This window comes from Mesorhizobium sp. M0292 (genome assembly GCF_040321695.1).
Lineage (GTDB): Bacteria > Pseudomonadota > Alphaproteobacteria > Rhizobiales > Rhizobiaceae > Mesorhizobium.
In genome coordinates, this window is sequence record NZ_JAMYSB010000004.1 from 14,103 (window position 1) to 30,767 (window position 16,665).

Here is a 16,665-nt window from a genome sequence, read left to right on the forward strand (position 1 = left end):
ATCGAGAGGGAGAAACCATGGGAAAAGGTAGAGTCGAGGCATTCACCGATGGGGTGGTCGCCATCATCATCACCATCATGGTGCTGGAGCTGAAAGTGCCGCATGGCGAGGATTTTTCAGCGCTTCTGCCGCTGTGGCCGATCTTTTTCAGCTATGTCTTGTCGTTCATCAATGTCGGCATCTACTGGAACAATCTGCACAACATGTTCCACACCGTCCAAAGGGTCGACGGCCGCGTGCTGTGGGCCAACCTCAACCTTCTGTTCTGGTTGTCGCTGATGCCGGCAACGACGGCCTTCATGGGCGAGAACCATTTCGCGCCGGTCCCCGTCGCCGTCTATGGCATCGACCTGGTGCTGTGTGCGGTCGCCTACACCTTTCTCGCCACCAAGCTGCACCATTTGCACGGCAACGACACCGCCTTCGCCAAGGCGCTGGGCAATGACCGCAAGGGCAAGATCTCGGTGGCCCTCTACGCCGCAGCCGTCCCGCTTGCCTTCGTCAACCAATGGATCGGCGTTGCGATCTTCGTGCTGGTGGCCGCCGTCTGGTTCGTGCCGGACACGCGTTTTTCGCGGGTGCTGGAAAAGTAGCGTAGGACGTCTCTACTTGCGCATCGCCTTCAGCTTTTCGGCAACCGACGCCGCAAGGTCGGCATAGCGCTCCTCCAGCCGCTCGGCCGCCTTGATGATCGAAAAATCATGGCCGAATTTTTCCAGCGCCATGCGCAATTTCTCGACGAACTCGGCCTGTTTTTCGAGTGCCGAAAACAAGGTCTTCACCTGCGCTTCGCTTATGTCCGGATTGGCAAGCATCTGTGGCACCTCGCGGCCCATCTGGTCGCCGGTGGCGGTCTGCTCCTTCAGGATCGCAACCCAGTCGGTCAATCGGCAGTCTCCTGTTCAGCCGCAGCATGCACGGCCGCCGTTGATGCGGTCAACCCGAACACGCGGGACGGCCTTGCACGATGCGCGTCCCGCGCTAAGTTCGGCGCCACCCGAACCCTAGGAAAAAGATCATGACCTCCGACGCCGAAATCCAATCCGCTTTGCCCGCCCTCAACCGAGGCAACGTCGCCGTCGTCACCGGGGGCGCCAGCGGCATCGGGCTTGCCGCCGCCAAAAGGCTGGCGGCTATGGGCATGAGACTGGTGCTGGCCGACATTGGCGGCGCGCGCCTCGATGCGGCCCGCCAGGCAGTCGCCGCGATCACCGGCGAGAATGCCGTGCTTGCCGTCGCCACCGACGTGTCGAAGGCCGACGAACTCGGCCGGCTGGCGGAAAAGACGCATGCCGCTTTCGGCGCCGTATCGCTGCTGATGAACAATGCCGGCGTCGGCAACAATCCGGGAAAACCGTGGGAGAACGGCGACGCCTGGAAGCGGCTGATCGACATCAATTTCTGGGGTGTCGTACATGGCGTCGAGGCCTTCGCTCCGGCCATGCTGGCCTCCGGAGAGCCTGGCCTGATCATCAACACCGGCTCCAAGCAAGGCATCACCACGCCACCCGGCAATCTCGCCTACAACGTCTCCAAATCGGCGTTGAAGACGTTCACCGAAGGCTTGGCGCACGCATTGCGCAACGAGCCGGGCGCGAAGGTCGCGGCGCATCTTCTCATTCCCGGCTTCACCTTCACCGGCCTCACCGAAGGAGCGGTCGAAAAACCGGCTGGCGCCTGGACCGGCGAGCAGGTGGTCGACTTCATGCTGGCTTCGCTGGCGCGTGGGGACTTCTACATCCTCTGCCCCGACAATGAGGTGATGCGCCCGACCGATGAAAAGCGCATGGCCTGGGCGATCGGCGACATCATCGAGAACCGGCCTGCTCTCTCGCGCTGGCACCCCGACCATAAGGACGCTTTCGCGGCCTTTATGGGAAACTGATCGTCGAACTCAGCCAAAGCCGAGACTCAGGCGGGCGCGCGTTTTTTCGCGGTGCGCTTTTGCGCGACGGCCTTCTTGGCCGCGAGTTCGGCGAGCTCGTGGTCATGGCGTTTTGCCGCCCGCTCGCATTTGTCTCTGATCTCCTCGACCTCGGATTCGGTCAGGTGCTCGATGCCGATGAAATGATTGTGGCCCTCGCTGACGCGGATCAGTTCGTCGAGCTTGGCCTGAACCGCGGCGCCGTCGCGGTTCTGGGTGTTCTGGATCAGGAACACCATCAGAAAGGTGATGATCGTCGTTCCCGTGTTGATGACGAGCTGCCACGTATCGGAAAAGCCGAAGAATGGCCCGCTTACCGCCCAGACGATAACGATGGCGCAGCAGGCGATGAAAGTCGGCGGCAGGCCCGCCAAGTGCGAAACGGTGTTGGCGATTCTGGTAAACAGCTTTTCGATCATTCACATCCTCGACCGTTCAAAGCGCGATAAACTGCCCGACGCCCGTTCATCGCTCCAACAATAAACAACCGGCAGCCGCTTCCGGTTCCCTGTCGCAGAGGGCATCGCTGATGCAATTGTATGCACGCCAAAGGCGCAGCGCCGTGAAAAGCCGCCTTATCGGTTTGTTGCCATAGTCGCCATGCAGGCCAAAACCTGTTCCTTCCGCTTCACGCGGATTTGTCTCCAAGCCCCTTCCGCTGCGCCACCCCCGCATGGCGGAAGGGGTTCGTTGCGTTGCCGCAGCCGGCGGAACTCTTCCCGACACGTGCCGTTCAGAATTTTGGCGCCAGGATTTCGGCCAGCCAGTCGATGAAACCGCGCACGCGCGGCGAGCTCTCAGGAATGCTCTTGCTCCCAGCGATGGAGGAAATCCTCAATCGGCAAGGCCTGCATGTCGGGAACCGCTTTGGCGAGTTTCTCCGGCGGCCAGTCCCACCAGGCGAGGCTTTCGATCCGCGCCGCGATCTCGGAGGGAAAGCGCATGCGCAACGGCTTTGCCGGTACGCCGGCGACGATTGTGTAGGCCGGTACATTCCGCGTCACCACCGCATTGGCGCCGACGATGGCGCCATTGCCGATGCTGATGCCGGGCATGATGACGGCGCCATGGCCGATCCAGACATCGTTGCCGATGCTGACCGCCTTGGCCTGCCGCCGCGCGCGGAACGCTGCGTCGACGCCCAGCCAGCGGAAATACTCGTTCGGCCGGTAGCTGAGCTTGTGCTGCGTGATCCGCTCGATCGGATGCTCTAGCGCATTGATGCGGCTGTTGGCGGCGATCGAGCAGAATTTTCCGATCGTCGTGTAGATCGCCTCGGCGTGGCGCTCGAAATAGGAGAAATCGCCGACATTGACCTCGCGCAGCACCACCCGTTCGCCGATCGAGGCATAGCGGCCAAGCTTGCACGCTTTCAGCTCCGCGGTCGGATGGATGCGCGGCTCCGGATCTTTCAGGACGAGGTTTTCGGTACGGTCCATCTGGCGGATTTACCCCCGCACAATTGCGGAAGCAATTGTCGCGTTGCGCCCGGAGAATCCGCTATTTCGGCTTGCCGCCGGTCCACACCACGTTCTGGCTGAACAGCGGCACGGTCGTCACCGACATTTTCGCCGAGCCGTCCTGCACCTGGCGCGAATGCGAGAGATAGATCAGCGTCTCGTTCTTCTTGTCGTAGATGCGGTTCACCACCTGCTTCTTCCAGATCAGGCTGATGCCTTGCTTGAACACCTCTTCGCCGCCCTCGCTCATGTCGATGTCGCCGATGGTGATCGGCCCGGTCTGGCGGCAGGAGATCGAGGAATCAGACGGATCCTCGAACCAGTTGCCCTTGTGCAGCCGGTCGATGACGCTGCGGTCGAAATAGGAGACATGGCAGGTCACGCCGTCGATCTTGGGATCCTTGATCGCCTCGACGATGATGTCGTTGCCGACCCAATCGACGCTGACCTTGCCGACTTCCTCTGCCGCTGCGGCACCGGCGCCAAGGGCAATGCATGCGGCCAGCGCGCCGCCGATCAGTTTCTGCCCAATCCGTCTCTGCCCAGTCCGTCTATGCAAGGGAGCCTCCTCAGGTTCAGTTTGCCGGTCTCAGGTGGGATAAGGGCCAGCTGTTTGCAAGGTAGCGCCCAGCCCGGTTGCGGCAACGCGGCATCTTTGCCTTGCCCCCTGCGACCGGCTAAGACTGCCGGCAGAGAGGCGCCGATCCGGCGCTCGATGATTTCTGCTACGGACAATTCCTGATGATGCGTTCAATTCTGGTCGGCATTCTCGTTCTGATGGCGGCGGGCATCGGCTGGCTCACCTTTGACTTCTATCGCGGCCACTATGGTGGCGAACCGTATGGCGCGCCATTCACGCTGGTCGACCAGAAAGGCGCGCCAATCACCGAAGCCGCCTTCCGGGGAAAACCCAGCATCGTCTTCTTCGGCTTCACCCATTGCCCGGAAGTCTGCCCGACCACTTTGTTCGAAATGGCCGGCTGGCTGAAGACGCTGGGCGACGACGGCAAGAACCTCAACGCCTACTTCGTTACCGTCGATCCAGAGCGCGACACGCCGCCGGTGATGAACACTTACGTCAGCAATTTCTCCGACCGCATCGTCGGCATATCGGGCGATCCCGACAAGGTGCACGCCATGGCGAAGTCCTTCAACATCTACTGGAAGAAGGTCGACACCGGCGACGGCGATTACACGATGGACCACACCGCCTCGGCGCTGCTGCTCAATGCCAAGGGCGAGTTTTCGGGCACCATAGCCTATGGCGAAAGCGCCGATACCGCGATCGCCAAGCTGAAGCGGCTGGCGGCAGGCTAGGCATGATCCCGAAACGTGGATTCCGCTTTTCTCGGACAAAAAAGTGTTGTCCGGAGATCATGCTCGAACAAGAAACCAGCTGATGGGTCAGACCAGGCTCCACTTCATCGCTGGAAAGACCGAGGCCGACCGCATCTTTGCCGCGCTCGAGCCGGCTTTCGAGGATGAAGGCCTGCCGATCGCCGTGCTCGAAGTCGATGAAGACCGCGACATCTATGAGGTTTCGCTCTACACCGACGGCAATGTCGACGCGGTTGAGGCGCGGCTAAGAGACAGCCTTGCCGGACTGTCCCTGTCGAAGCCGATCGAGCGCGAGGTTTTGCCCGACATCGACTGGGTGGCGCGCTCGCTGGAGGGACTGAAGCCGGTGCGCGCTGGACGTTTCTTCGTCCATGGCGCGCATGACCGCAGGAAGCGCCACAGCGGCGAACTGGCCATCGAGATCGAGGCCGGCCTTGCCTTCGGCACCGGCCATCACGGCACCACGGCCGGCTGCCTCGAAATGCTGGAGCGGGTCGTGCGCCGCGAACGTCCCAGGAATGCCCTCGACCTCGGCACCGGCAGCGCGGTGCTGGCGATCGCCGTCGCCAAACTGGCGCATATTCCGGTGCTGGCGACCGACATCGATCCGATCGCCGTCAGGGTCGCCGCCGCCAATGCCCGCCTCAACCACGTCAAGGCGCTGGTCGAAACGGTGACGGCGCCCGGCTTCCACCACCCGATCTTCGGCAAGCGCGCGCCTTTCGACCTCATCGTCGCCAACATATTGGCGCGGCCGCTGATGCGGCTGGCGCCTGAGATGGCCAGGCACATCAGCCTCGGCGGCTCGATCGTGCTGTCCGGCATCCTCGAGCGGCAGTGCAATGCGGTGATCTCGGCCTATGTCGGCCAGAATTTCCGCCATGTCAGGACCTTGCATCGCGAAGGCTGGGTAACGATCCACCTGAAGCACTGAGACGCAACGCGCTTTGGACCATCCGAGGCTGTTTGCGATTGGCGAAAATCGATTCCGGTTTTCCGGGTCATGCGCTACGGTCGCGCCCGATACAGGAGGCATACCATGTTCCAGACCTTCGATTCCGCAGGCGACCCGAGCGTCGGCAAGCCGCGCGTGACGTTGCTGCGGCGATGGCTGGCGGATAATGGCCTCGACGGTTTCCTGGTGCCGCGCGCGGACGAGCACCAGGGCGAATATGTGGCCGATCGCTCGGCGCGGCTGAAATGGTTGACCGGCTTCAGCGGCTCGGCGGGCGTAGCACTTGTGCAGCGTGACCGCGCCTTCATGTTCGTCGATGGCCGCTATACCTTGCAAGTGCGCCACGAAGTCGATCTCGACATTTTTGCAATCGAGAGTCTCGTCGACAACCCGCCGGCCTCCTGGATCAAGGGCAATCTCGGCAAGGGCGCCAGGCTTGGCTTCGACCCCTGGCTGCACACGATCGCTGAGGTCAAGGCGCTGAAAACCTCGGCCGAGCAATCCGGCGCGACGCTGGTGCCGCTCGACAGGAACCCGATCGACATCATCTGGAAGGATCAGCCGGCGCCGCCCGTGGCGCCGGTCGAAATCCACCCGATCGGCTTTGCCGGCGAACTGGCCAAGGACAAGCTGGCGCGGCTGGCGGCGGCCCTCGCCAAGGACGGCGCAACACATGCCGTGCTCACCGATCCCTCCTCGATCGCCTGGGCCTTCAACATCCGTGGCGGCGACGTGCCGCACACGCCGCTGGCGCTCGGCTTTGCGATCCTTGCAGCAGATGGCAAGCACCAGCTGTTCATGGACCAGCGCAAGTTTTCGCGCACGGTTGCCGCCTATCTCACCCAACTCGCCGATCTGCACGAGCCCGGCGAATTCGAAGCGGCGGTCGCAGCCCTTGCCAAGGGCGGCGCCAAGATCGCGCTCGATCCGGTGCTGGCGGCGGACAAGCTGAGAATGCTGGTCGAGGACAATGGCGGCACATTTGTTTCTGCAGCCGATCCCGCCCGCATTCCGCGCGCCACCAAAAACCAGGCGGAAATCGCCGGCAGCCGCGCCGCGCACCGCCGAGACGGGGCGGCCGTGGCGAAACTGCTGTGCTGGCTGGAACGGCAAAAGCCGGGCACGCTCGACGAAATAACCGTTGTCACCAAGCTGGAGGAGGTGCGCCGGCAGACCGGCGAGGAAACGCAGATGCCGCTGCGCGACGTCTCCTTCGACACCATTTCCGGCAGCGGTCCGAACGGCGCCATCATGCACTACCGCGTGTCGCGCGCCACCAACCGCGAGCTGGCAAAGGGCGAGCTGTTCCTGCTCGATTCCGGCGCCCAGTATCAGGACGGCACCACCGATATCACCCGCACGGTGCCGATCGGCCAGCCGACCGAGGAGATGCGCGAGCGCTTTACGCTGGTGCTGAAGGGCATGATCGGCATTTCCACGCTGCGCTTTCCCGCCGGCACGCGCGGCTCGGAAATCGACGCAGTGGCGCGCATGGCGCTGTGGAAGCATGGCTGCGACTTTGCCCACGGCACCGGCCACGGCGTCGGCTCGTATCTGGCCGTGCATGAAGGGCCGCAGCGCATCGCCCGCACCGGCACCGAAAAGCTGCTCGCCGGCATGATGCTGTCCAACGAGCCCGGCTATTACAAGGAAGGCTCCTACGGCATCCGCATCGAGAACCTGATCCTGGTGGCGCCGGCCGAACAGGTCGAGGGCGGCGACATCGCCATGCACGGTTTCGAGACGCTGACGCTGGCGCCGATCGATATCAGGCTGATCCGCACCGACCTGCTGACGCGCGAGGAGTTGCACTGGCTGGATACTTACCATGCCTGGGTGCTGGCCGAGATCGGCCCGATGCTCGACGGCGAGACGCTGGCCTGGCTGGAGAAGGCAACAGCGCCGCTGCCGCACGACGCCAAGATCTGAAATGAGATTCTTTCTCCCCGTCACTATACGGGGAGGTGAGGAGCGGTCCGCGAAGCGGACGAAAAGCCAATTGCTTGGCTTTTCGAGTGACGAACGCCCGGCAGGGCAATGAGGGGCAGCGCCGACAGTTCGGAACTGTTGTGCCGGCAGGCGCCCTATGCCACAAACTGCCGCGCGAGGACCAGCACCACCGCCCCGGCCAGAAACATCGCCATCAGGCCGCCGCGCAGCGAGACCACAGCGGCGACGACCAGCGCCGCCCATTCCGCCGGTCCGGCGCTAAGTGCGGCGGGCGCCACCAGCGTCGTCAACACTGCGGCCGGCACGGCATTCAAACCCGCCTCGACGCGTGGATGGATGTGGTCGAAGCGCGAGATCGCCAGATGGCCGCCGACGCGGGTGAGATAGGTGGCGATCGCGCCGGCAATGATGATCCACAAGGTCGCGCTCATCGTTTTGCCTCCACACCGCTATGGTGCGGCGGCAGGATGACGGCCAGAAGCACGCCTGCAACGGCGCCGATGGAGACGTGCCATGGCGATCCCACAGTTTTGTAGGCAATGATCGACGCCGCGGCGCTGGCGATCACCACCGGCAGCCACAGTGGCCGGTTGCGAAAGCCCATGACCAGCCCGAGGAAATAGATCGGCAGCAGGAAGTCGATGCCGAGCGCATGCGTGTCCGGGATCAGCTTGCCGAACACCGCGCCCAGCGCGCTCTCGATCCCCCAGAACACATAGACCGGCAGGCCAAGCCCCATGTACCAGGCAAAGCCAACGGTCTCGCCGGCTTCGGCCTTACGCTCGGCCACCGCGAATTGCGGATCGGTGAGCACGAAATAGCCCAGCGCTTGGCTGATAACCGGCCAGTGCGCCATTCGCCGGCCGATGCTGGCGGAGTAAAGCACGTGACGGAAGTTTACGGCGAAGATCGACAGCACGATCAGCCATGGCGCGACATGCTGGCCGAACAATTCGATGCCGACCATCTGGCTGGCGCCGCCGAAGATCAGCGCGCTCATCAAGAAAGCTTCGAGAACGGAAAAGCCGTTGTCGACGGCGATGGCGCCGAACAGCAGCCCAAATGGCGCCGCGGCGACAACCACCGGCATCGACAGCCGCACGCCGTCCCAGAAGTCGCTGGCCACGGAATTTTCGCTTAAGGTCTCTGCCGACATGTCACATTCCCATCTCGCGCTGCTATGTAGGAGCCGGCGTTTGAAAAGTCAGACGAATTCGCTTGAGCCAACAAATCAGCGAAACTGATGTTGTAAAAACAAATGAGGGGGTTCGGATGATCGCTTATGACTTCACCGGCAGGCACGCGGTCGTCACCGGCGCCGGTGGCGGTATGGGCGAGGCGATCTCGCTGGCGCTGCTCGATGCCGGCGCCTCGGTCACCGCCATCGACGTCAAGCCGCGTCCGGCGTCGCTTGCCGCCTATGACGACCGGCTCACCTTTGCCCAGGGCGACCTCACCGACGCCGCCTTCGTCGAGCAGACCATCAATGCCGCGGGCCGCGAGCGCGGCGGCATCGATTATCTCGCCAATGTCGCAGGCGTGCTCTGGTTCGGTCGCGACAAATCGGCCCTCGAGATGGACCTCGATGTCTGGGATCAGGTCTTCAACATCAATCTGAAATCCTTCGTCCACACCGCGCGGGCGGTGGTTCCGCATATGCGGGCCGGCGGACGCGGCGGCGCCATGGTGCATTTTTCCACCATCCAGTGGTATCGCGGCGACCCGACCCCGCAGGATGCCTACCAGGCCTCCAAGGCCGGCGTCTGTGCGCTGTCGAAGTCGCTCGCCATGCAGTTGGCGGGCGATGGCATCCGCTCCAATTCGATCTGCCCGGGCATGGCGTTGACGCCGCTGCAGGCGCGCTGGGACACCGAGGAGAAACGCGCTGCCGTTGCCAATTATGCGCCGCTCGGCCGCATCGGCACGCCGCAGGACATGGCCAATGCCACGCTCTTCCTGCTTTCCGATGCGGCAAGCTACATCACCGGCATTGAGCTGGCAGTCGACGGTGGGCTTTTGATGCGGATGTAGCCGTGCAGTGCGCCGGGCTGATTTAGCTCCGCGGTGCCGTGCCCTGGATCGCCCTGCCCCAGTCGAGCAGCGGCTTGGCGCGCAAGGCGAAATCGACAAGCTCGTCGACCAGCGTCGGCGCGTGAATTCCAGCCGGATCGATCATGTGCTGGACATAGAAGTGCCGGTTGCGGATGGCGTCGACAAGATCGGGTTCGTTGACCTGCTCGAAGCCGCGCGGCGTGCGCTTCATGCGGCCCTCGGTTTCAAGTTCGAAGCCGTTTTTCTTCAGCGTTGAGAGCAGTTTTCGGAACTCGGCCGGCCGGGCGACGATCGCCTTGCGCATCGCCAGCAGCAGGGACGGCTCCGGATTCCACCAGGCGACATCGGCAAAGCAGCGGTCGATCCCGACATAGACGAAGAACACGCCCTGCTCCATCTTGGTGCCATCCGGCGACAGCATGGCCGACAAATGCTGGTTGTAGGGCCGCTTGTCCTTGGCGAAGCGCACGTCGCGGTTGATGCGAAACAGTGACTTCTTGCGGTCTCCGCGCAAGCCCAGACCCGCCGCCGCGAAGCGCTCGGTCAGCGTCTCGACCAGATCGCAGAACGGCTCATGCAACTCGCTGTCGTAAAGCGCGCGGTTTTCCTGGAACCATTCGCGGCTCTGGTGGAAGTCGAGCGCCTTGAGGAACGGTATGGCCTTTTGCCCGAACCCTTTGAACGAACCGGCCATCACGCCTTGCCGACCCGTTGCAGCCAGGTGTCCTCGTCGATGACTTCGACGCCGAGTTCGCTGGCCTGCTTCAGTTTGGAGCCGGCGCCCGGCCCGGCCACCAGCAGATCGGTCTTCGTCGACACCGAACCCGCCACCTTGGCGCCGAGCCGTTCGGCCATCGCCTTGGCTTCGGAGCGTGTCATCTTTTCCAGCGTGCCGGTGAAGACGATGGTCTTGCCGGCAACCTCGCTGTCGGTCGACACGGTGACGACATACGGCTTCGGCTTGACCTGTTCGAGCAGTCTGTCGAGCACGTCGTCATTGCGTTCATTGCCGAAGAAATCGCGCAACGCATCGATCACTGTATCGCCAATGCCGTTGATGGAGGGGAAGACGCTGTGCGGATCCTCAGCCGCCGCCGTTTCCTTGCCGACGCGGATCAGCTCCTCGACGGTCGAAAACGTCCGCGCAAGCACGGCCGCCGTCGTTTCGCCGATATGGCGGATGCCGAGTGCAAAGATGAAGCGGTCGAGCTCCGGCTGGCGGCGCGAATCGATGGCCGCGAACAGCTTGTCGAGACCTTCATAATTGCGGTCCTCGACACCGCGCACATTCTTGCGCGCCTTGCCCGATGCCGCCTCGCGCAGCCGCGCCTGCTCCTCGCGCCGCTCGGCCAGCGCCCTGGTGACGGCCGGGCGGCGATCCCTGAGGGTGAAGATATCGGCGGCGGTCTTGACCAGTCCCGAATTGAAGAACAGGTCGATATTCTCGGCGCCCAGCCCCTCGATGTCGAGCGCGCCGCGCGACGCGAAATGACGCAGCCGCTCCACAGCCTGCGCGGCGCAGATCAGCTCGCCGGTGCAGCGCCGGCGCGAATCCTCCTTGCCGGTCTTCTCGTTGATTTCGCGCGTCGCCGGCGAGCCGCAGACCGGACAAATGTGCGGGAATTCATAAGGCACCGCATCAGCCGGCCGCTTATCGACGACCACGCTGACGATCTGCGGAATGACATCGCCCGCCCGTTGTATGACAACCGTGTCACCGATGCGGACATCGATGCCGTCGCGAATCGGCAGGCCGTTGCTGTCGAAGCCCTTGATGTAGTCCTCATTGTGCAGCGTGACGTTTTCGACCACCACGCCGCCGACCGTGACGGGCGCCAGCCGCGCCACCGGCGCCAGCGTGCCGGTACGGCCGACCTGGATGTCGATCTTCTGCACCGTCGTCATCGCCTGTTCGGCCGGGAATTTGTGCGCAACGGCCCAGCGCGGCTCACCGGTGACAAAGCCCCAGCGACGCTGCAATTCCAGCTGGTCGACCTTGTAGACGACACCGTCGATGTCGTAGCCGAGCGACGAACGCAGCTCCTCGATCTTGTGGTAGTGCGCGATCAGCTCCTCGACAGACTTCGCCCGCACCATCAGCGGGCTGACCTTGAACCCCCATTCGGCGAATTTCTGCACCGAATCGTATTGGGTCGGCGCCGGATCCGCTGTCGTGTAGCCCCAGGCATAGGCAAAAAATTTAAGATTGCGGCTGGCGGTGACGGACGCATCCTTCTGTCGCAAGGAGCCCGCTGCCGTGTTGCGCGGATTGACATAGTCCTGGCCGCCCACCGCCGCCGAGCGGGCCTTCAGTGCCTCGAATTCCGCATAGGTCATGTAGACTTCGCCGCGGATCTCGATGGTCTCGGGCCAGCCCGATCCTTTGAGCTTGGCTGGGATGTCGGCGATGGTCCTGAGATTGGCGGTGATGTCTTCGCCGACAGCGCCGTCGCCGCGCGTAGCACCCTGCACGAACACACCGCGTTCATAGCGCAGCGACGCCGACAGGCCGTCGATCTTCGGCTCGGCCGTAAACGCGATGTCGAGATCCTTGTCGCGGTCGAAGAAGCGCCGGCCACGCTCGATGAAATCGGTGACGTCCTCGTCTGTGTAGGCCTTGGCGAGGCTGAGCATCGGCACCGCATGGCGCACCTTGGCAAAGCCTTCCGCCGGCGCGGCGCCGACCCGCAGCGAGGGCGAATCCTCGCGTACCAGACCGGGAAACCGCTCCTCGATGGCAAGGTTGCGCCGCCGCAGCGCGTCATATTCCGCGTCCGTAATCGTCGGCGCGTCCTCGGCATGATAGCGCCTGTCATGACCGGCGATCTCCTCGGCCAGCCGCTGGAGCTCATCCGCGGCTTCGCTTTCGCTCAACGATTCGACTGGTTTTTCAGACATGCAGCGGTCCCTGGACAGTGGCGCGACACCATAAATCAGGATTTCGGAAAAAGCATTCCTGAACAGCGGGATGGAGCCATATCCTGACTCAGTCCGAAAGCCTTGCGACGACTACGCTGCAGCAATATTCTCGCGTAGCAGCCGTTCGGCGGCTGCGCGCGCCTCTTCGGTGATGGTGGCGCCGGCCAGCATGCGCGCAATCTCTTCCTGGCGCGCCGCCCGGTCCATCTCGGCAATGCCGGTGGCGACCCTGTCGGTGCCACCGGATTTGGAAATCAGGAAATGCGTTGCCGCGCGCGCCGCCACTTGCGGAGCATGCGTGACCGACAGCACCTGCACGCGCTTCGACAGCCTGGCCAGCCTTTGGCCGATCGCATCGGCCACGGCGCCGCCGACGCCGGTGTCGATCTCGTCGAAGACCAATGTCGGCGCCGAGCCACGGTCGGCCAGCGCCACCTTGAGCGCCAGCAGGAAGCGCGACAGCTCGCCGCCGGAAGCGACCTTCATCATCGGGCCGGGCCTGGTACCGGGATTGGTGCGCACCCAGAACTCGACCTGGTCGATGCCCTCTTCCATGCGGTTCTCGCCATCGCTGGCCAGTTCAACGATGAACTCGGCCCGTTCGAGCTTCAGCGCCGGCAGTTCGGCCATCACAGCCTTGGTCAGACCGACCGCCGCGGCGTGGCGAAGCGCGGAGAGCTGGGCTGCGGAAATATCGTAGGCTTCGCGCGCCGCTGAGGCCTGCTTTTCCAAGAGATGCAGGCGCCCCTCGCCGGCATCGAGATCGGCGAGATCGGCGGACATGGTGTCGCGCAGTTGCGCCAGATCGTCGACGGCCACACTGTGCTTGCGTGAGGCCGCACGCAGCGAAAACAGCCGCTCCTCCGCCTTCTCCAGCCGCTGCGGGTCGTATTCGGTGGCGCGCAATGCCGCCTCGACGCCCGATTGCGCGGCATCCAGCGACAGCATCGCCTCATCCAGCGACTTCACCACATCCTCGAGCAGGCCCGGCGCTTCGCTGGCCTTGCGCTGCAGGCGCCTGAGCAAACTGGCCAGTTGCGGCAGTGGCGAGGACGGGCCTGACAGCACATCCTGCGCATCGTGTATTTCCGAGGCGATCTTTTCGGCCCGCATCATCGTGGCGCGCAATTCGGCCAGTTGCGTCTCTTCCCCGGGCTGCGGATCGAGCTTTGCCAGTTCCGCCACCGAGGCCCTGAGATAATCGGCCTCGCGCGCCGCTGCCTCGACCTTGGCGCGGTGCCTGGCAAACTCCTGCTCGGCGCCGCGCCAATAGCGCCAAGCCTCGCCGGTCGCGCGGGCAGCGCCCAGATGGCCGCCAAAACTGTCCAGCAATTCGCGATGGGCGCCGGGATCGACCAGAGCGCGCTCGTCATGTTGGCCGTGGATCTCGACCAGCGCGTGGCCGATGTCGCGCATCAGGGTGACGCTGGACGGCTGGTCGTTGACGAAGACACGGGTGCGGCCATCCGCGGTCTGCAGCCGGCGCAGGATGATGTCGCCGTCATCCTCGATGGCGTTTTCGGCCAGCAGCGCGCGCACCGGGTGGTTGCGCGGCACATCGAAGACGGCAATGACCTGGCCCTGGGCAGCACCGTGCCGCACCAGCGAGGCGTCGCCGCGGGCGCCAAGCGCCAGCGACAGCGCGTCGAGAAGGATGGATTTGCCGGCGCCGGTTTCACCGGTCAGCACGGAAAGGCCGGGCTGGAAGTCGATATCCAGCTTCTCGATCAGGACGATATCGCGGATCGACAGTCTGGAAAGCATCAGAACCCGGACCTCAAGCAATTCCAGGAAAAGTGCGTAGCGGTTTTCCGTCCGGAATTGCGTACAACAAAAAGTTAGGACGGTTCAGCGCCTCAATCAAACCACTGAACCGCTGTGAAGCGGCATGCGACCGATGGAGTCGCAGCGCCGCACTATCTTTTTGTTTGAGCGTCGGATCAATCCGAAAAGCGCGTTCCGCCTCAGTCGATGCTCGGGCGTCAGGCGCCGGTGATCAGCTTGCCGGCCTTGGATATCCACGATCCGGCATTCTCGCGCGGCTCAAGCCCGTTGCTCTGCAACAGCTTGTAGGTATCCTTGTACCATTGGCTGTCGGGATAATTGGTGCCGAGCACCGCAGCGGCGGTTTGCGCTTCCGAGGTCAAGCCCATCGCGTAGTAGCTTTCGGCCAGACGCGCCAGCGCCTCTTCGACATGGCGGGTGTTGGAATAGTTCTCGACCACGTTGCGGAAGCGCTTGACGGCAGCAATGTATTCGCGCCGCTCGAGATAATAGCGGCCGATCTGCATCTCTTTGCCGGCCAGCTGGTCGTTGGCGAAACGGATCTTTTCCTTGGCGTCGTCGACATATTCCGACGTCGGCCAGCGCGTCACCAGATCCTGCATCGTCTGCACGGTCTGGCGTGCTTCCTTCTGATCCTGGGTGACGTCCTTGATCTGCTTGTAGTAGCTCAGCCCGATAATATACTGGGCGTAAGCCGCGTCGTCGGTCGACGGATAGAGCGTGAGATAGCGCTTGGCCGAGCCGATCGCTTCGTCATAACGGCCGGCGCGATAGTCGGCGAAGGCGCCCATCACCATCGATTTGCGGGCGAATTCCGAATAGGGGTGCTGGCGGTCGACGGCGTCGAACTTCTTGCTCGCCTCATCCAGGCGGCCGGCATTGAGATTGGCAAGGCCTTGATTGTAAAGGACGTCGGCCGGTTCGGTCTGGTCGACATAGGTCGACAGGTCGACGTCTTTCTCGGACGACATGCAGGCCGAGAGGAACAGCGATGGCACAACCACCGAAAGCGCCAGGAAAACAGCCCGATACGGCGCTTTCGATTGACCAACTCGCTTGAAGAACATGATTGGATTGCGCCCTTTCGGCGTTAGTTCAATGCCTTTCGCATGGCGTTCCCTCAAAACTGATCCCCACTTTTGAGCGACATGCGCCTAACAGACGGCAGCAGCCATAAACCATAACTGCCTTGCCCAGCAACGCTATGTCTAGCCAATCGCACATTTTTGTGGCGGCTTGGTGTTGCCCGGAAAGCTATGCACTTTCACGGCCGGTGATGCATCCGTGCAACACCGGCCAGCGTTCAGAAAGCCAGAAATACGTTAAGAATCAGATCACCCAAGGTGCAAAGACAGGGCCGGTGACGGCGCTCATCTCGGCGGTGCGGCCGCGCTCGCGGCGCGTGGTCTCGACGACCTCGAAGGCCGAACGGTCGGACAGAAGCCGCCGCAAAGCAGCCGCATTCATCCGGTGACCGCCGCGATAGGAGCGGAAACAACCGATGAAACGGGCGCCGGCCAGCGCCAGATCGCCCATCGCGTCCATCGTCTTGTGGCGAGCGAACTCGTTGGGGTAGCGCAGGCCGCCCATGTTGATCACCCGGTTGTCGTCGCCGATCACCAGCGAGTTCTCCAGCGAGGAGCCCAGCGCATAGCCGGCCGCCCACAGCCGCTCGACATCCTTCATGAAGCCGAAGGTGCGGGCGCGCGCGATATCCTGGCGAAAGATGTCGGGGTTGATGTCGGAGGCGAATAGCTGGCGGCCGATCGCCGGGCTTTCGAAATCGATCTCGACCTCGAAGCGCGTGCCGCTATAGGGCCTGAACTCGGCCCAGGACGCGCCATTCTCGATGCGGACGGGCTTGACCACCCTGATGTAGCGGCGCTTGACCGCCAGCGTCTCGATGCCGGCTTGGTCGATGGCTTCCACGAACGCCACCGCACTGCCATCGAGGATCGGAACCTCATGACCGTCGATCTCGATGACGATGTTGTCGATGCCGAGCCCGAAAAGCGTCGCCATCAGATGTTCGACGGTGGCGATATGCTCGCCTGCCGGATCGCCGAGCATGGTGCAGAGATCGGTCGCGCCGACTTCAGCAACCAGCGCGCGGAACTCGCGGCTCTCGCTTCCGTTCGAAAGGTGGAAGAGCACGCCGGTGTCGGCGTCCGCAGGGAGGAAATTGACGGTGACCGGTTTGCCGCTGTGAACGCCGGTACCGGTCAGCGTTGCACGCGATTTCAGTGTCGTCTGATAGTCTTGCAAGACAAACCCCATAGCCC

17 protein-coding genes are annotated in these 16,665 nt (G+C 63.2%); 6 read left to right on the forward strand and 11 right to left on the reverse strand.

Annotated elements, in window-relative coordinates; all coding sequences use genetic code 11:
* The first annotated feature begins 17 nt into the window (after positions 1-17).
* Positions 18-593, forward strand: coding sequence for a TMEM175 family protein (locus NKI96_RS07015; protein ID WP_023682120.1), 576 nt, complete (start codon positions 18-20; stop codon positions 591-593).
* A 12-nt stretch (positions 594-605) separates the two neighbouring features.
* Here NKI96_RS07015 and NKI96_RS07020 read toward each other — a convergent pair whose 3' ends face one another.
* A complete protein-coding gene (locus tag NKI96_RS07020; protein WP_023668298.1) occupies positions 606-887 on the reverse strand; it encodes a hypothetical protein in 282 nt (93 codons plus the stop codon).
* Positions 888-1,018: 131 nt separating this feature from the next.
* On the opposite strand from NKI96_RS07020, the gene NKI96_RS07025 reads away from it, so the two are divergent.
* Positions 1,019-1,885 (forward strand): SDR family NAD(P)-dependent oxidoreductase, encoded by an 867-nt coding sequence (locus NKI96_RS07025; RefSeq protein WP_023815565.1) that lies wholly within the window; start codon positions 1,019-1,021, stop codon positions 1,883-1,885.
* Between the two features lie 26 nt (positions 1,886-1,911).
* Here NKI96_RS07025 and NKI96_RS07030 read toward each other — a convergent pair whose 3' ends face one another.
* From NKI96_RS07030 to NKI96_RS07040, 3 genes are all read right to left on the reverse strand, one after another.
* Complete coding sequence (locus NKI96_RS07030; RefSeq protein ID WP_031197915.1) at positions 1,912-2,343, reverse strand: low affinity iron permease family protein; 432 nt, start codon at positions 2,341-2,343, stop codon at positions 1,912-1,914.
* 378 nt (positions 2,344-2,721) lie between these two features.
* Entirely contained in the window at positions 2,722-3,363 is a 642-nt protein-coding gene (locus tag NKI96_RS07035; RefSeq protein ID WP_023697007.1) for a DapH/DapD/GlmU-related protein, read from the reverse strand.
* 61 nt (positions 3,364-3,424) lie between these two features.
* Positions 3,425-3,943, reverse strand: coding sequence for a CreA family protein (locus NKI96_RS07040; RefSeq protein ID WP_032885447.1), 519 nt, complete (start codon positions 3,941-3,943; stop codon positions 3,425-3,427).
* A 182-nt stretch (positions 3,944-4,125) separates the two neighbouring features.
* On the opposite strand from NKI96_RS07040, the gene NKI96_RS07045 reads away from it, so the two are divergent.
* The 3 genes from NKI96_RS07045 (at position 4,126) to NKI96_RS07055 (ending at position 7,606) form a co-directional block, all read left to right on the forward strand.
* Positions 4,126-4,701: an SCO family protein gene (locus NKI96_RS07045; RefSeq protein ID WP_023697009.1), complete on the forward strand. Its 576-nt coding sequence runs from the start codon at positions 4,126-4,128 to the stop codon at positions 4,699-4,701.
* 82 nt (positions 4,702-4,783) lie between these two features.
* The gene (locus NKI96_RS07050) at positions 4,784-5,656 is read left to right on the forward strand and encodes a 50S ribosomal protein L11 methyltransferase (RefSeq protein WP_352803495.1); all 873 of its coding nucleotides are present in this window, start codon (positions 4,784-4,786) and stop codon (positions 5,654-5,656) included.
* 105 nt (positions 5,657-5,761) lie between these two features.
* The gene (locus NKI96_RS07055) at positions 5,762-7,606 is read left to right on the forward strand and encodes an aminopeptidase P family protein (protein WP_352803498.1); all 1,845 of its coding nucleotides are present in this window, start codon (positions 5,762-5,764) and stop codon (positions 7,604-7,606) included.
* 155 nt (positions 7,607-7,761) lie between these two features.
* Here the strand turns inward: NKI96_RS07055 and NKI96_RS07060 are convergent, their stop codons facing one another.
* A complete protein-coding gene (locus NKI96_RS07060) occupies positions 7,762-8,058 on the reverse strand; it encodes an AzlD family protein (RefSeq protein ID WP_352522170.1) in 297 nt (98 codons plus the stop codon).
* Entirely contained in the window at positions 8,055-8,783 is a 729-nt protein-coding gene (locus tag NKI96_RS07065) for an AzlC family ABC transporter permease (protein ID WP_352522171.1), read from the reverse strand. Before NKI96_RS07065 ends, NKI96_RS07060 begins: the two co-directional genes overlap by 4 nt.
* Before the next feature lie 116 nt (positions 8,784-8,899).
* Between NKI96_RS07065 and NKI96_RS07070 the strand changes: the two genes are divergently transcribed.
* Complete coding sequence (locus NKI96_RS07070; protein WP_023697012.1) at positions 8,900-9,658, forward strand: SDR family NAD(P)-dependent oxidoreductase; 759 nt, start codon at positions 8,900-8,902, stop codon at positions 9,656-9,658.
* 22 nt (positions 9,659-9,680) lie between these two features.
* Here the strand turns inward: NKI96_RS07070 and NKI96_RS07075 are convergent, their stop codons facing one another.
* The 5 genes from NKI96_RS07075 to lpxC form a co-directional block, all read right to left on the reverse strand.
* Entirely contained in the window at positions 9,681-10,373 is a 693-nt protein-coding gene (locus NKI96_RS07075) for a DUF2461 domain-containing protein (RefSeq protein ID WP_023712440.1), read from the reverse strand.
* Positions 10,373-12,577 carry an NAD-dependent DNA ligase LigA gene (gene ligA / locus NKI96_RS07080; protein WP_023712439.1) on the reverse strand — a complete coding sequence of 735 codons (2,205 nt, stop codon included), beginning with the start codon at positions 12,575-12,577 and terminating at the stop codon, positions 10,373-10,375. Before ligA ends, NKI96_RS07075 begins: the two co-directional genes overlap by 1 nt.
* 111 nt (positions 12,578-12,688) lie before the next feature.
* A complete protein-coding gene (gene recN, locus NKI96_RS07085) occupies positions 12,689-14,362 on the reverse strand; it encodes a DNA repair protein RecN (protein WP_027050616.1) in 1,674 nt (557 codons plus the stop codon).
* 218 nt (positions 14,363-14,580) lie between these two features.
* Positions 14,581-15,450, reverse strand: a complete 870-nt coding sequence (locus tag NKI96_RS07090; protein ID WP_023668284.1) for an outer membrane protein assembly factor BamD — start codon at positions 15,448-15,450, stop codon at positions 14,581-14,583.
* A 262-nt stretch (positions 15,451-15,712) separates the two neighbouring features.
* Positions 15,713-16,660 carry a UDP-3-O-acyl-N-acetylglucosamine deacetylase gene (lpxC, locus tag NKI96_RS07095; protein ID WP_023668283.1) on the reverse strand — a complete coding sequence of 316 codons (948 nt, stop codon included), beginning with the start codon at positions 16,658-16,660 and terminating at the stop codon, positions 15,713-15,715.
* Positions 16,661-16,665 lie beyond the last annotated feature (5 nt).

What these genes read in the sequence shown, in the direction of transcription:
- NKI96_RS07015 (WP_023682120.1), top strand. Translation starts at nt 18, where the DNA reads ATGGGAAAAGGTAGAGTCGAGGCATTCACCGATGGGGTGGTCGCCATC.
- NKI96_RS07025 (WP_023815565.1), top strand. Translation starts at nt 1,019, where the DNA reads ATGACCTCCGACGCCGAAATCCAATCCGCTTTGCCCGCCCTCAACCGA.
- NKI96_RS07030 (WP_031197915.1), bottom strand. Translation starts at nt 2,343, where the DNA reads ATGATCGAAAAGCTGTTTACCAGAATCGCCAACACCGTTTCGCACTTG.
- NKI96_RS07035 (WP_023697007.1), bottom strand. Translation starts at nt 3,363, where the DNA reads ATGGACCGTACCGAAAACCTCGTCCTGAAAGATCCGGAGCCGCGCATC.
- NKI96_RS07045 (WP_023697009.1), top strand. Translation starts at nt 4,126, where the DNA reads ATGATGCGTTCAATTCTGGTCGGCATTCTCGTTCTGATGGCGGCGGGC.
- NKI96_RS07050 (WP_352803495.1), top strand. Translation starts at nt 4,784, where the DNA reads ATGGGTCAGACCAGGCTCCACTTCATCGCTGGAAAGACCGAGGCCGAC.
- NKI96_RS07055 (WP_352803498.1), top strand. Translation starts at nt 5,762, where the DNA reads ATGTTCCAGACCTTCGATTCCGCAGGCGACCCGAGCGTCGGCAAGCCG.
- NKI96_RS07060 (WP_352522170.1), bottom strand. Translation starts at nt 8,058, where the DNA reads ATGAGCGCGACCTTGTGGATCATCATTGCCGGCGCGATCGCCACCTAT.
- NKI96_RS07065 (WP_352522171.1), bottom strand. Translation starts at nt 8,783, where the DNA reads ATGTCGGCAGAGACCTTAAGCGAAAATTCCGTGGCCAGCGACTTCTGG.
- NKI96_RS07070 (WP_023697012.1), top strand. Translation starts at nt 8,900, where the DNA reads ATGATCGCTTATGACTTCACCGGCAGGCACGCGGTCGTCACCGGCGCC.
- NKI96_RS07075 (WP_023712440.1), bottom strand. Translation starts at nt 10,373, where the DNA reads ATGGCCGGTTCGTTCAAAGGGTTCGGGCAAAAGGCCATACCGTTCCTC.
- ligA (WP_023712439.1), bottom strand. Translation starts at nt 12,577, where the DNA reads ATGTCTGAAAAACCAGTCGAATCGTTGAGCGAAAGCGAAGCCGCGGAT.
- recN (WP_027050616.1), bottom strand. Translation starts at nt 14,362, where the DNA reads ATGCTTTCCAGACTGTCGATCCGCGATATCGTCCTGATCGAGAAGCTG.
- NKI96_RS07090 (WP_023668284.1), bottom strand. Translation starts at nt 15,450, where the DNA reads ATGTTCTTCAAGCGAGTTGGTCAATCGAAAGCGCCGTATCGGGCTGTT.
- lpxC (WP_023668283.1), bottom strand. Translation starts at nt 16,660, where the DNA reads ATGGGGTTTGTCTTGCAAGACTATCAGACGACACTGAAATCGCGTGCA.